Raw genomic sequence first — 14,284 nt, 5'->3', positions numbered from 1 at the left:
TGCACCGGCATCTACCGCGCGCAGGCATCACGCCCGCGCGCTTTCGGACAGACCGACCATGAAACTGTTGAAATGGCAATGGACAGGCGTGCCGCGCGCGGCGCTGTTCGCATGCGTCGTGCTGCTCGTGTCGGGTAGCGCCATGCCACGTGCGGCGCTCGCGGTGTCGGCGATTGCGCAATACGATCAGCCGAAGTACCCGACCAATTTCGCGCATTTCGATTATGCCGATCCCGACGCGCCGGACACCGGCACGCTCAATTTCGAAAACTACGACACAGCGCAGAGCTACGACTCGCTGAACCCGTTCCTCGTGCGCGGCTCGCCCGCGCCGGACATCAAGAACCTGATGTTCGACACGCTGATGCAGCGCAGCTGGGACGAGCTCGCGTCCGAATACGCGCTGATCGCCGACGATGTCGAGGTGGCGCCCGACGGGCTGTCGGCCACGTTCCACATCAATCCGGCCGCGCGCTTCTCGAACGGCGACGCGATCACCGCGGCGGACGTCAAGTATTCGTTCGACACGCTGACGAGCCCGCAGGCGTCGCCGATCTACAACGCGCAGTTCTCCATCATCAAGCGCGCGGTGGTGGTCGACCGGCACGCGATCCGCTTCGAATTCCAGCACGCGGAGCGCGACGCGGCGCTGATCGCGGGCGACCTGCCGGTGTTCTCGCCGAAGTGGGGGCAGCGCGCGGACGGTACGCGGCCGGCGTTCGACCAGATCGCGAACGTGCCGCCGATCGCGAGCGGCGCGTACCTGATCGAGCAGCGCAGGAACGACAAGCAGATCACGTACGTGCGCAACCCGCACTACTGGGCCGCGAACCTGCCGTCGCGGCGCGGGATGTTCCGCTTCGCACGCGTGTCCTTCAAGCTGTACCTCGACCAGTACACGGCGCTCGAGGCGTTCAAGGCCGGCGACGTGGACGCGCGGGTGGAGTACAGCTCGACGCAGTGGGCGCGCAAGTACGTCGGCAAGAATTTCCGCAACGGGCTGCTGAAGAAGGGTGAATTCCCGGATGGCCCCGCGCAGATGCAGGGTTTCCTGATGAACCTGCGCAAGCCGATGTTCCAGGACGTACGCGTGCGGCATGCGCTCGCGCTGGCATTCGACTTCGACTGGATGAGCCGGATGATGTTCTACGGGCAGTATCGCCGCACCAACAGCTTCTGGGAGGCGAGCCCGTTCGCGGCATCCGGCATGCCGAGCGCGAAGGAACTCGCATTGCTGGAGCCGTTCCGGTCGACGTTGCCGCCGGAGGTGTTCGGCCCGATGGTCAAACAGCCGTCGACGCTGCCGCCCGGCTCGCTGCGCGCGAACCTCCGGCAAGCGCGCGACCTGCTCGCGCAGGCCGGCTGGCACTATCGCGACGGCGCGCTGCGCGACGCGAACGGCACGCCGATGACGATCGAGATCATCGACGACGAGCCCGGCATGGATCGTCTGATCCTGCCGTACACGCAGGCGCTCGCGACGCTCGGCATTCATGCGTACCTGCACGAGATCGACAGCGCGCTCCACCAGAAGCGGCTCGACAATTTCGAGTACGACATGACGACGTATATCTACTCGCCCGTGACGATCCCCGGCGCGGAGCTGACGCGCCGCTTCGGCAGCGCGGCCGCCTCGCAGCCCGGCTCGGAGAACTATCCGGGCGTGAAGTCGAAGGCCGTCGACGCGCTGATCCGCGCGGCGCTCACGGCAGATACGCTCGACGATCTCGAGACGGCCACGCACGCCCTCGACCGCGTGCTGATCAACCTGTACGTGCTGGTCCCGCAGTACTACCTGCCGAACGCGCGGATCGCATACAAGACGACGCTCGGCCATCCGGCGGTCGTGCCGGCTTCCTATCAGTACGAGGACTGGATCGTCGACTACTGGTACGTGAAGAAGCCGGCCGCACGACCACAACCCGCTCCGGCGGCCTGACGGGGGAGCAACGATGCTGGCATACATAGTGAGGCGGCTGCTGCTGATGATTCCGACGCTGATCGGGGTGGTGACGATCACGTTCGCGGTCACGCAGTTCGTGCCGGGCGGCCCGGTCGAGCAGGTGCTCGCGCAGTTGCGCCACGGCAGCGCGCGTGGAGGCGACGCGGGCGGAGGCGGGGGCGGCTACCACGGCAGCCAGGGCGTCGATCCGCAGCAGATCGAGCAGATCCGCAAGCAGTTCGGTTTCGACAAGCCGCCGCTCGAACGCTACGCGCTGATGCTGAAAAGCTACGCGACGTTCGACCTCGGGCAATCCTATTTCGCGCACCGCAGCGTATGGGCGGTGATCCGCTCGAAGTTGCCGGTGTCGATCACGCTCGGGCTGTGGACGGTGATTCTCACGTATCTCGTGTCGGTGCCGCTCGGCATCGCGAAGGCGGTGCGCAACGGCTCGCGGTTCGACACCGTGACGAGCGTGCTGGTGCTGACCGGCTACGCCGTGCCGGGCTTCGTGCTCGGCGTGCTGCTGCTGATGCTGTTCGGCGGCGGCACGTTCTGGCAGGTGTTCCCGATGCGCGGGCTCACGTCGGACAACTTCGACGACCTGACGCTGATCGGCCAGATCCTCGACTATCTGTGGCACATCGCGATGCCGGTCACCGCGTCGGTCGTCGGCAATTTCGCGATCGTCACGATTCTCACGAAGAACACGTTCCTCGAGGAAATCGGCCGGCAATACGTGCTGACCGCGCGCGCGAAGGGCGCGCCGGAGCGCGACGTGTTGTGGAAGCACGTGCTGCGCAATGCGGCGATTCCGCTGCTCACCGGGCTGCCGGCGGCATTCGTCGGCGCGTTCCTGAACGGCAACCTGCTGATCGAGACGCTGTTCTCGCTCGACGGGATGGGGCAACTGTCGTACGACTCGGTGATCCGCCGCGACTATCCGGTCGTGCTCGGCTCGCTATTCCTGTTCACCCTGATCGGTCTGCTGACCAAGCTTATCGCGGATATCTGCTATGTCCTCGTCGACCCCCGTATCCAGTTCAGCCGCCTGGACCACTGATCCGGCCGCCGTCGCGTGCGCGGCGTCGCCGTCGCCGTGGCGACGCACGTGGCTGCGGTTTCGCGCGCAGCGGCTCGGCTACTGGAGCCTCGTGATCTTTGCCACGCTGTTCGCACTCAGCCTGCTGGCCGACGGATTGTCGAACGACCGGCCGCTCGTGGTGCGCTATGACGGGCACCTCTATTTCCCGATCGTGAAGGACTATCCGGAGACGCAGTTCGGCGGCGATTTCCCGGCGAAGACCAACTATCTCGATCCGTACATCCGCGCGAAGATCGAGTCGCACGGCAACTTCGCGATCTACCCGCCGAACCGCTACCGCTACGACACGATCGATTATTTCGCGTCGCGGCCGTACCCGGCGCCGCCGTCCGCGAGCAACTGGCTCGGCACCGACCAGTTCGGCCGCGACGTGCTCGCGCGGCTACTGTACGGATTTCGGCTGTCGGTGCTGATGGCGTTCGCGCTGACGGTCTCGGGCGTCGCGATCGGCGTGCTGACGGGCGCGCTGCAGGGATTCCACGGCGGACGTACCGATCTCGTCGGGCAACGCCTGATCGAGATCTGGAGCGCGCTGCCCGACCTGTACCTGCTGATCATCTTCGCGTCGATCTTCGAACCGTCGCTGTGGCTGCTGTTCATCCTGCTGTCGATGTTCGGCTGGCTCGTGCTGTCCGACTACGTGCGCGCGGAGTTCCTGCGCAACCGCGCGCTCGACTACGTGAAGGCCGCGCGCACGATGGGGCTGTCGAACTGGCAGATCATGTGGCGGCACGTGCTGCCGAACAGCCTGACGCCGGTGATCACGTTCCTGCCGTTCCGGATGAGCGCGGCGATCCTGTCGCTGACGAGCCTCGACTTCCTCGGCCTCGGCGTGCAGCCGCCGACGCCGAGCCTCGGCGAGCTGCTGCAGGAAGGCAAGAACTACCTCGACGCGTGGTGGATCTCGATTTCCGCGTTCTCGGCGCTGGTCGTCACGCTGCTGCTGCTCACGTTCATGGGCGACGCGCTGCGCAACGCGCTCGACATGCGCGCGCGCGGCTCGGCCTTCGGCGGGGAGCAACGATGACGACGCCATTGTTGGAGATCCGCCAGTTCTCCGCGCACTTCGGCGCGAAAGCCGCCGTGCAGGACCTTGACCTCGCGGTCGCGCGCGGCGAGCGCGTGGCGCTCGTCGGCGAGTCGGGCTCGGGCAAGAGCGTGACGGCGCTGTCGATTCTGCGGCTCGCGCAGCAGGCGACGCTGTCGGGCCAGATGCTGTTCGACGGCGAGGATCTGCTCGCGAAGACCGAGCAGCAGATGCGCGGCATCCGCGGCGCCGATATCGCGATGGTGTTCCAGGAGCCGATGACGGCACTCAACCCGTTGTATACGATCGGCAAGCAGATCGCCGAGAGCCTGCGGCTGCACGAGGGGCTGCGAGCGGGCGACGCGCGCGAGCGCGGCATCGCGCTGCTGCGGCGCACCGGGATTCCGGAGCCGGAACGGCGCATCGACAGTTTTCCGCACCAGTTGTCGGGCGGCCAGCGGCAGCGCGCGATGATCGCGATGGCGCTCGCGTGCCGGCCGCGGCTGTTGCTCGCGGACGAGCCGACGACGGCGCTCGACGTGACGGTGCGCCAGCAGATCGTCGACCTGCTGATCGAGCTGCAGGAGCAGGAGGCGGCCGCGCGCGGGATGGCCGTGCTGCTGATCACGCACGACCTGAATCTCGTGCGGCGCTTCGCGCAGCGCGTGGCCGTGATGGAGCGGGGCGTGCTCGTCGAGACGAACACGACCGGCGCGCTGTTCGCCGCGCCGCGGCACGCGTACACGCGCCGGCTGCTCGACAGCGCGCCGCAACGCGCGGTCGAGCCGGTCGCGGCCGACGCGCGGACGATCCTCGATGTCCAGCAGCTTGCCGTCGATTACCGCATCGCGGCGAAGGGTTGGCGCGCGGCGTTCGGCAAGACGGCGTTCCGGGCCGTGCACGACGTGAAGCTGAGCCTGCGGCGCGGCGAGACGCTCGGGATCGTCGGCGAATCGGGGTCGGGGAAATCGACGCTGGCGGCGGCCGTGCTCGGCCTGCAGCGGCCGGCGTCGGGCGGCATCGAGATCGACGGCATGCCACTGGCGTCGCTGCGCACGACACGCGGCCGGCGCGCGCTGTACGGCCGCATGCAGGTCGTGTTCCAGGATCCGTTCGGCTCGCTGTCGCCGCGCATGACGGTCGAGCAGATCGTCGGCGAGGGGCTCGCCGTGCACCGGCCGACGGTGGCCGGCGCCGCGCGGCGCGCGCGCGTCGCGGCCTTGCTGCAGGAGGTCGGCCTGCCGGCCGAGGCGATGCTTCGCTATCCACACGAATTTTCCGGCGGCCAGCGCCAGCGCATCGCGATCGCGCGCGCGCTGGCGGTGGAGCCTGAGTTGCTGGTGCTGGACGAGCCGACGAGCGCACTCGACGTGTCGATCCAGAAGCAGGTGCTGAATCTGCTGACGAATCTGCAAAAGAAGTATGAACTGAGCTATCTGTTCATCACGCACGATCTCGCGGTGATGCGTGCGATGGCTCATCGGGTCATCGTGATGAAGGCGGGGCGCGTGGTCGAGGAGGGCGATACGCTTGACGTGTTGCACGCGCCGTCCCACCCGTATACGCAGGCGCTGCTCGCGTCGTCGATGCTCGCGCCGGAACCGGGGCCGCGGCAGCGGGAAGGGGACGCGGATGATTGACGTGAAGCGGGCGCGGCGCGCCCGCACCGTTCGCTGACGCACGCCGATGCCGTCGTTCTTCATCGACCGCCCGGTGTTTGCGTGGATCGTCGCGCTCGCGATCGTCGTCGCGGGCGTGCTCGCCATTCCGCAATTGCCGGTCGCGCAGTATCCGCGCCTTGCGCCGCCACGCGTCGTGATCACGGCGGCCTATCCGGGCGCGTCGACCGAGACGGTCGACGGCGCCGTCGGCAGCATCATCGAGGAAAGCCTCGACGGCGCCGACGGGCTGCAGTACTACGAAACGAGCAGCGACGGTCACGGCAATCTCGAGATCGACGTGACGTTCGCGCCCGGCACGGATCCGGACATCGCGCTCGTCGACGTCAACAACCGGCTGAAGCAGGTCGAGCCGCGGCTGCCGCAGCAGGTCGTGCAGCAGGGCATCGGCGTGTTCAAGGCCGCCAACACGTTCCTGATGCTCGTCACGCTGACGTCGACCGACGGCACGCGCGACTCCGCCCAGCTCGGCGACTATCTGAACCGTTACGTGCTGCGCGAACTGAAGCGTGCGCCGGGCGTCGGCGCGGCCCAGCTGTGGGACGCCGACGAGGCGCTGCGGGTCTGGCTCGATCCGAACAAGTTGCGCGAATACGACCTCGGCGCCGACGACGTGATCGCCGCGATCGGCGTGCAGAACGCGACGGTCACGGCCGGCGCGATCGGCGATGCGCCGTTCGAGCGCGGCCAGCAGCTCACCGCGACGATCGTCGTCAAGGGGCAACTGACGTCGCCGGAGGAGTTCGGCCGGATCGTGCTGAAGTCGAAGCAGGACGGTTCGGTGGTGCGTGTCGCCGACGTCGCCCGCGTCGAAATCGGCCGCGACGACTATTCGTTCTATTCCCGGCTGAACGGCCGCCCGGCGGCCACCGTCGGGATCCAGCTCGGCCCGCGCGGCAACGCGCTCCAGACGTCGAACGCGATTCGGGCGCGGCTTGCCGAGCTGTCGAAGACACTGCCGCCTGGCGTCGCGGTCGAGATTCCATTCGACGGCGCGCATTTCGTGACGATCGCCCTTCGGGAAGTCGTGCTGACGCTCGTCGAGGCCGTCGTGCTGGTGTTCTGCGTGATGTGGCTGTTTCTGCGCGAGCTGCGCTACACGCTCGTGCCGACCGTCGTGATTCCCGTCACGCTGATGGGCGCGTTCGTCGCGATGTGGGCGTTCGGGCTGTCGATCAACGTATTCACGATGTTCGGCCTCGTGCTGGCGATCGGCATTCTCGTCGACGATGCGATCGTCGTGGTCGAGAGCGTGCACCGCGTGATGGAGGAGGGCGTGTCGCCGCGCGAGGCGACGCGCCTCGCGATGAAGCGGATCGGCGGGGCGATCGTCGGCGTGACGGCGGTGCTGACGGCCGTGTTCGTGCCGATGGCGTTCTTCCCGGGCAGCGTCGGTGGCATTTACCGGCAGTTCGCGGTGTCGATGATCGCGTCGATGCTCGTGTCGTCGTTCATGGCGCTGTCGCTCACGCCGGCGCTGTGCGCGAATCTGCTGAAACCGGTCGGCCGTCGCGAAGGCGCCCGCGTGCCACGACGCAGCCTCGGCGCGCGCCTGGCCGACCGTTTCGGCGTCGCGTTCGCGCGGGCCGAGGCCGGCTATCGGCGCGTGACCGTGTCGGCGGTACGCTGCACGGGCACGGTCGCGGGCCTCTATGCCGCACTCGTGGCCGTGTGCGGGCTGCTGTCCTGGATGATGCCGGGCGGCTTCCTGCCGACCGAAGACCAGGGGCAACTGCAGGTGATGATCCAGTTGCCGGCTGGCGCGACGCAAGCGCGCACGGTGGCGGTCGTCCAGCGCGTCGAGGCGATTCTGCGCGCGGAGCGGGCCGTCGCGAACGTGACGAGCGTGATCGGCTGGAGTTTCGCGGGCAGCGGACAGAACGTCGCGATGGCATTCGTCGAGTTGAAGGACTGGACGCAGCGCGACGTCGATGCGATGACGTTGCGTGATCGCCTCAACCGGCGCTTCGACGGGATTCTCGACGGCGACGTACAAGCGACGCTGCCGCCATCGGTGCCCGGCCTCGGTCACGCGGACGGCTTCACGTTCCGTCTCGAGGATCGTGGCGGGGTCGGGCTCGACACGCTGAAGGCCGCTCGCGAGCAGATGGCCGCGCGCGCGAAGGCGGACCCGGCGCTCGCGTCCGTGCATTTCGAGGACTTGCCCGATGCGCCGCGCATCGAGCTCGACGTCGATCGCGCGAAGGCGTATGCGCTTGGCGTGCCGTTCGAGCGCATCGCGGGGCTGCTCGGCGGTACGTTCGGCTCGAACTACATCAACGATTTTCCGGCGTCGGGCCGGATGCGCCGCGTGATCATCGAGGCAGATCCGGCCGCACGCGCGACCGACGCGCAACTGATGGCGCTGACGGTGCCCAACCGCACGGGGGACATGGTGCCGCTGTCGGCCATCGCCGCGCCGCACTGGACGGTCGGCCCCGTGATGCTGAATCGCTACGACGGCTATCCGTCGCTCGACGTCAGCGGCCGGGCGGCGACCCACACCAGTTCGGGCGCGGCGATGGCGGAGATGGAGCGGCTTGCCGCGATGCTGCCGTCCGGGATCGGCTACGACTGGGTGGACGCGGCGCGCGAGGAGCGGATCGCCGCGCGGCAGACGCCGCTGCTGGTCGGGTTGTCGGTGCTCGCGGTGTTCATGGCGCTTGCCGCGCTGTACGAAAGCTGGACGATTCCGTTGTCGGTGCTGACGATCGTGCCGCTCGGCATCGTGGGGGCATTGGCGGCGGCGCTCGCGCGCGGGATGCCGAACGACGTGTACTTCAAGGTCGGGATGATTACCGTGATCGGGTTGTCGGCGAAGAATGCAATTCTGATCGTGCAGTTCGCGCGTGAGCTCGTCGGGCGCGGCGTGCCGCTGCGGCAGGCGGTGGTCGAGGCGGCGGCTGCGCGGTTTCGGCCGATCGTGATGACGTCGATGGCGTTTCTGCTCGGCGTCGTGCCGTTGGTGCTGGCGACCGGCGCGGGTGCGGAAAGCCGGCGTTCGATCGGAACCGGCGCGTTCGGGGGCGTGCTGGCAGCGACAGTGTTCGGGCTGGTGTTCGCGCCGGTGGCGTTTCGGGTAGTCGTGTCCATAGGCCGGCGCGGGCGGCATGCGGCGGTGATGAAGCGCGACGCGCAGCGCGTGGAAACGCCCGGGAATCTGGAGACCGATTGATGGTCGCGACGGGTGTTCCACACGAAGGCTGTCAACTCGCCGGTGCGCGACGCCGCGCGCGTGCGCGAAGGGCTGCTCCATCAAGAGTCCGATCTGTTCTCAGGATGAGTGCCCGCTCTTTGCTAAACAAAAAAGTTTTGGCTGACGAGTACCGGCCGTGTGCTCCATTGCGGCGCATTCGCGAGGGGGTGAAAAGCAGCCAAACAAGGAAGACAACACAACGGTATCGGCTGGTGAACCATATCGCTTTCATTCGGCACCAACCGAGTGCGCTCAATGCACCTAAACAAAGTTATGTGGCATCAAATATTTTTTGACGCATAGATTCTGTCCTGCTATGTTCGCGTCCAACGTAAAACTTTGGTAGTAAACGGTAATGAAGATTCCGTGTATTAAGGCTTTCAAAGTGAAGGCGTAAAGCAGTCATTCAACGAGCGGTTGCCTTTCCTGGCAACGCGTACGCGCTAATTGACGAGGCGCCATGGTGCGAATGTTCCAGGGTGCAGCTTGTTTGCAGCCGTTCGGTGCGCGGAAAGATCGATTCATGTAATTAGGCCTCCTAACTCTATGGGAATGCCGTTTCTTGTATTTCAAATTAATTCCGCTTGTCGGCAGAAGAAATAACGTTGAAATAAATGAGCGGGCGAACGGAATGGTTGCGATCGCCAGGTGACGAATCAGGAAAGCGGGGCGGCGCTATTTAAAGGCCGGCGAATCTCCGTGCATACAAAAAGGTCAGGCCTTGCGACGACAGAGGGGTGTTATGAAACCAACGGCTTTGGGATCGGCAATACGCAGCATCGTATGGGCTGAAGTCGCGTTGACGGCGGCTTTGGGTACCTCCGCTTACGCGCAGACAACGCCTGTCGACGGGAGCGTCGCCGCCGAGCAAACCGGCAGCGCTGCCGCCGCCGCGCCCGCGCCGGCATCTGGCGCCATCGCCGGCGGGCAGAGCGTGAAGAAGCTCGACAAGTTCGAGGTGACGGGCTCGCTGATCCGCACATCCGACAAGGTCGGTCACACCGAAGTGCAGGTCATCACCGCGAAGGAAATCCAGCAAAGCGGATACACGACGGTCGCCGATTTCCTGCGTTCGACCTCGGCCAACTCCGCAAGCAGCTGGGGCCAGACGACGATGAACAGCTCGGCCCCCGGCGGCGCCGGCATGGCGTTGCGCGGGCTCAGCGAGAAATACACGCTCGTGCTCGTCGACGGCCAGCGCGTCGCGAACTATGCGCAGTCGGTGAACTTCACCGACACGTTCTTCGATGTCAACGCGATCCCGCTGAACATGGTGGAGCGCGTCGAGATCGTCAAGACCGGTGCGGTATCCGTCTACGGCTCCGACGCGATCGCGGGCGTCGTCAACATCATTACGAAGAAGAACTTTCAGGGCCTGCAGATCGACGGCCAACTCGGCAAGGCGCAGCATCCGGGCGACGGGCAGGGTAACTTCAGCGTACTGGCCGGCTTCGGCGATCTGAATTCGGACCGCTTCAACGTCACCGCGGCCGCCAGCTATTACCGCGATTCGGGCTCGACGCTCGGCGATCGCGACATGACGTCGGCGCAAGACTTCACGCAATATCCCGGCGGGCTGGCAGCGCCGCTCGGGCCGAACCAGCAATCGTACTGGTCGCTGGCGGACGGCTCCAAGGTGCCGCTTTCGCCGTGCCCGCCCGGCAGCAAGACGAGCGCGACCAATTGCACGTACAACCCGGCCGCGTCGACATCGCTCGTTCCGTCCACGACGCGCCTGAACGCGAAGGTGCGCGCCACCTTCAAGATCGACGACAACACGCAGGCCTATGCGGGCTTCTGGGTGAGCCGCGATGAAACCGTCCAGTTGCAGGGACCGGCCTCGATCTCAAGCACGACGAACGTCTACAACCCGTCGACCGGGTCCGTTTCGCCGCTGCCGCGCACCGTACCGGTGAGCAACCCCTATAACCCGTTCGGCGTGCCGACGGCGATCAACCTGACCTTCCCGGGCAACGTCGTGGGGGCGGACACGGTATCGACGTTCTGGATGGCGAACACGGGCGTCAAAGGTTCGTTCGATGCGGGCAGATTCGGCGCATGGGACTGGTCGGCCGATTACGGCCATTCGCAGAGCACGGTCGATACGACGTATCGCAACCGGATCAACGTCGCGGGCCTCGAGAACATGCTCGCGAACGGCACCTACAACTTCTCGAACCCGGCCGCCACGCCAAACGGCCTGAACGGCGTTTTCACGGACGACGATCAGCAGGCCATCTCGAAGATCGACAGCGTGACAGCCAAGGCCTCGACGTCGAATCTCTTCACGCTGCCCGGCGGCCCGGTCGGCCTGGGCCTGGGCACCGAGTTCCGCCACGAATCGTCGACGATCAACCCGCAGACGCTCGCGTCGCAGGGCGTATCCGCGCCCGCGAACGTGCAGACGGTGGAGGGGTCGCGCAACGTCGCCGCCGCGTTCTACCAGGTCGACATTCCGATCCTGCGCAACCTGACGTTCACGCAGGCGGGCCGCTACGATCACTACAGCGACTTCGGCGGGGCGTTTTCGCCGAGTTTTGCGCTGCGTTTCCAGCCGGTGCAAATGCTCACGACGTATGCATCGTACAGTCGCGGCTTCCGCGCGCCGACCCTCGTCGAAAACTCGCAGGCCGTCTATCTCTCTCACCAGAACCTCGTCGATCCGAACGATCCGAGCGGTGTGCCGACGAAGCACTTCACGACGGAGCAAGTCGCGGGCAATCCGAATCTTCAGCCCGAGCACACGAAGAACTACAACATCGGCTTCCAGCTTTCGCCCGATGCGATGACCGATATTGGCGCGGCGTTCTATAAGGTCCGCATCGACGGCGTCATCGGCACCGACGATCCGAACGCGGTGCTCGTCGCCAACGATCCCTCCCGCGTCGTGCGCAACGCCGACGGATCGGTGCGTTACCTCGTTCAGCATTTCGTGAACCTCGGTGCGCTCGACACCGATGGTTTCGATCTCAACTTCCGCAAGGCGGTACGCACGAAGTACGGCACGTTCACGCTCGCAGGCGACTGGGCTTATGTGTGGCACTTCAAGCTGCACAGCCCCGGAACTGCACCGCAGGACTTCGCCGGCAACAACCTTGCGCTGCTGCAGCCGTTCGGCGCGAGCAACCCGCGCTGGAAGGGCAACACGAGCCTGAGCTGGGACTACCGGCAGCTGACCACCACGCTGACCTGGCAATACACGGGACCCTATACGAACGCCGTGGCCGCGGAATTCGGCGACGGCGGTACGGGATCGGTGGCGTCGTATAGCCAGTTCAACCTCATGTTCAACTATCGCGGCTTCAAGCATTGGACGATTTACGGCGGCATCACGAACCTTTTCGACAAGAAGCCGCCGTTCGACGTCGAGTGGCAAGCCGTGCCCGACATCACTGGCTATGACCAGTCGCTCTACACGGACCTTGGCCGCTTCTTCCAGATCGGGGCGACGTACCGGTTCTGACAGGGAGGAAACCGCCAGGCGGCAACCGGTCCCGGCGCGCGGCCCGCGCCGGGACGACGAGGAATGAGCTGGACTGGTAGCCGGCTTTACTCAAGGCAAGGGCGGAGGTGCAAGGTTCGAATGCGAGGATGCTTGGCTAGCAGCACTCCGTGCAGTCGACTTTATCGTATTTGACATAATCATAATTATCGATAGTTCACGTGTAAGAGCAAAGTAGTAATGTCGCATCTGGGCAAAGTTGAAATGTCGTAGTTCGAGGGTTTCGGCGCATGCTGGCGGCGGTTCGAACTGCCGGAGCGCATCGTGGGCCAACCTGGACTGATCACCATGAGCATGCGGGAGCTGGATCGTCTGAAGGTCGTGGAAGCCGTGATCGAGCAGCGTCTGATGCCTTGGCGAGCCGCGGAGCGACTTGGGATCAGTCGACGGCAGATTGAACGGCTGGTCGCCCGGTATCGCGCCGCTGGCCCGGTCGGGCTGGTTTCGCAGCGTCGTGGCCACGCCAGCAACCATCAGTTGCCTGAGGATCTCGCTCATCGCGCCTTGAGCCTGATTCGTGAGCGCTACGCCGATTTTGGGCCGACGCTGGCCTGCGAGAAGCTCTGGGAGTGCCATGGGCTGCAGTTGTCGAAGGAAACGGTCAGAAGGCTGATGACAGACGCTGGGCTCTGGATTCCGCGCCGGCAACGGCCGCCCAAGGTCTACCAGCCGCGAGCGCGCCGGGCCTGCCTGGGCGAACTGATCCAGATCGACGGTAGCGATCATCGATGGTTCGAGGAACGGGCGCCGGCCTGCACGCTGCTGGTGTACGTCGACGACGCGACGAGCCGGTTGATGCATCTGCACTTTACGGCGACCGAATCGACCTTCAGCTACTTCGAGGCCACGCGGGCGTATCTGGAGCGTTACGGCAAGCCGGTGGCGTTCTATAGCGACAAGTACAGCGTGTTCCGCAGCGCAACCGCGGGCAAGACCGGCAGCAGCGTGACGCAGTTTGGCCGGGCCATGTATGAATTGAACATCGACACGTTCTGCGCGAACAGCAGCTCGGCCAAGGGACGTGTCGAGCGAGCACACCTGACGCTGCAGGACCGGCTGGTCAAGGAGATGCGATTGCGCGGCATCAGCACGGTGGCCGACGCCAATGCTTATGTGCCCTCCTTCATCGTCATGTATAACGCGCGCTTCGCCAAGCCACCGCGCAGCGACTTCAATGCGCACCGGCCGCTGCGAGGTGACGAGAATCTGGACCAATTGCTGACCTGGCGCGAAACGCGCCGAGTTTCGAAGTCGCTGACGGTGCTGTACGACCGGGTGCTGTATCTGTTGGACGATACGCTCGAGAATCGGAAGCTGATTCATCGCTACATCGACGTCTGGGAGTACCCGGATGGCCGGGTCGAAATACGGACCGATGGCGAGGTATTGCGATGTCGCCTTTACGACAAGCTGGCAGAGGTCGATCAAGGCGCGATCATCGAGCACAAGCGTCTGAGTCACGCACTGCAGGTGGCTGAAGCGGTTCAGGCGCAGCGTGATAACCGGCGGATCTCGGGTTCCCCGTCGCGAGCCAATCGAGGGCTACCGGTACGAGCCAAGGCATCGTTACCCGGTGCCAAGAAACAGCGTGCGTTCACGGAAGCTGATATCGAAGCAGCCATCTTGCAGGTCGCTTCACAAACACATCAATCTGAATCGAATCGGCGGTCTGCGAAGGCCCGCGGGTGAACGTAAGCGCCCTGCTGCTTCAGGCCTGGCACTTCAACGCTGAAGGATGGAAAGCCGATGAAACATGCGACATCTGTATTTAGCTCGCGCTACGACATCTGAATCCGGGTATGACATCACGTTGTAGCGGCTAGATAGAAATGT

Annotated in this window: 7 protein-coding genes; all 7 read left to right on the top strand. The window is 65.3% G+C overall.

Annotation, left to right across the window (positions count from 1 at the left end; all coding sequences use genetic code 11):
• Positions 1 to 58 precede the first annotated feature (58 nt).
• Complete coding sequence (locus CFB52_RS08780) at positions 59 to 1,939, top strand: extracellular solute-binding protein (RefSeq protein WP_099316425.1); 1,881 nt, start codon at positions 59 to 61, stop codon at positions 1,937 to 1,939.
• 13 nt (positions 1,940 to 1,952) lie between these two features.
• Entirely contained in the window at positions 1,953 to 3,005 is a 1,053-nt protein-coding gene (locus CFB52_RS08775) for a microcin C ABC transporter permease YejB (protein WP_059645841.1), read from the top strand.
• Positions 2,959 to 4,074: an ABC transporter permease gene (locus tag CFB52_RS08770; RefSeq protein WP_059645838.1), complete on the top strand. Its 1,116-nt coding sequence runs from the start codon at positions 2,959 to 2,961 to the stop codon at positions 4,072 to 4,074. Before CFB52_RS08775 ends, CFB52_RS08770 begins: the two co-directional genes overlap by 47 nt.
• Positions 4,071 to 5,714, top strand: a complete 1,644-nt coding sequence (locus CFB52_RS08765) for an ABC transporter ATP-binding protein (RefSeq protein ID WP_059583403.1) — start codon at positions 4,071 to 4,073, stop codon at positions 5,712 to 5,714. The genes CFB52_RS08770 and CFB52_RS08765 overlap by 4 nt, the downstream gene beginning before the upstream one ends.
• Before the next feature lie 46 nt (positions 5,715 to 5,760).
• Positions 5,761 to 8,928: a multidrug efflux RND transporter permease subunit gene (locus tag CFB52_RS08760; RefSeq protein WP_099316424.1), complete on the top strand. Its 3,168-nt coding sequence runs from the start codon at positions 5,761 to 5,763 to the stop codon at positions 8,926 to 8,928.
• Positions 8,929 to 9,691: 763 nt separating this feature from the next.
• Entirely contained in the window at positions 9,692 to 12,412 is a 2,721-nt protein-coding gene (locus CFB52_RS08755) for a TonB-dependent siderophore receptor (protein ID WP_099316423.1), read from the top strand.
• A gap of 327 nt (positions 12,413 to 12,739) precedes the next feature.
• Entirely contained in the window at positions 12,740 to 14,140 is a 1,401-nt protein-coding gene (locus tag CFB52_RS08745) for an ISNCY family transposase (protein ID WP_059578342.1), read from the top strand.
• Positions 14,141 to 14,284: the final 144 nt, after the last annotated feature.

Origin of the sequence: Burkholderia sp. AU18528, from assembly GCF_002223215.2 — a bacterium.
GTDB lineage: Bacteria > Pseudomonadota > Gammaproteobacteria > Burkholderiales > Burkholderiaceae > Burkholderia > Burkholderia semiarida.
The sequence above is the reverse complement of the archived record's forward strand: the minus strand, read 5'-3'. Positions and strand labels throughout refer to the sequence as shown.

What these genes read in the sequence shown, in the direction of transcription:
- CFB52_RS08780 (WP_099316425.1), top strand. Translation starts at nt 59, where the DNA reads ATGAAACTGTTGAAATGGCAATGGACAGGCGTGCCGCGCGCGGCGCTG.
- CFB52_RS08775 (WP_059645841.1), top strand. Translation starts at nt 1,953, where the DNA reads ATGCTGGCATACATAGTGAGGCGGCTGCTGCTGATGATTCCGACGCTG.
- CFB52_RS08770 (WP_059645838.1), top strand. Translation starts at nt 2,959, where the DNA reads ATGTCCTCGTCGACCCCCGTATCCAGTTCAGCCGCCTGGACCACTGAT.
- CFB52_RS08765 (WP_059583403.1), top strand. Translation starts at nt 4,071, where the DNA reads ATGACGACGCCATTGTTGGAGATCCGCCAGTTCTCCGCGCACTTCGGC.
- CFB52_RS08760 (WP_099316424.1), top strand. Translation starts at nt 5,761, where the DNA reads ATGCCGTCGTTCTTCATCGACCGCCCGGTGTTTGCGTGGATCGTCGCG.
- CFB52_RS08755 (WP_099316423.1), top strand. Translation starts at nt 9,692, where the DNA reads ATGAAACCAACGGCTTTGGGATCGGCAATACGCAGCATCGTATGGGCT.
- CFB52_RS08745 (WP_059578342.1), top strand. Translation starts at nt 12,740, where the DNA reads ATGAGCATGCGGGAGCTGGATCGTCTGAAGGTCGTGGAAGCCGTGATC.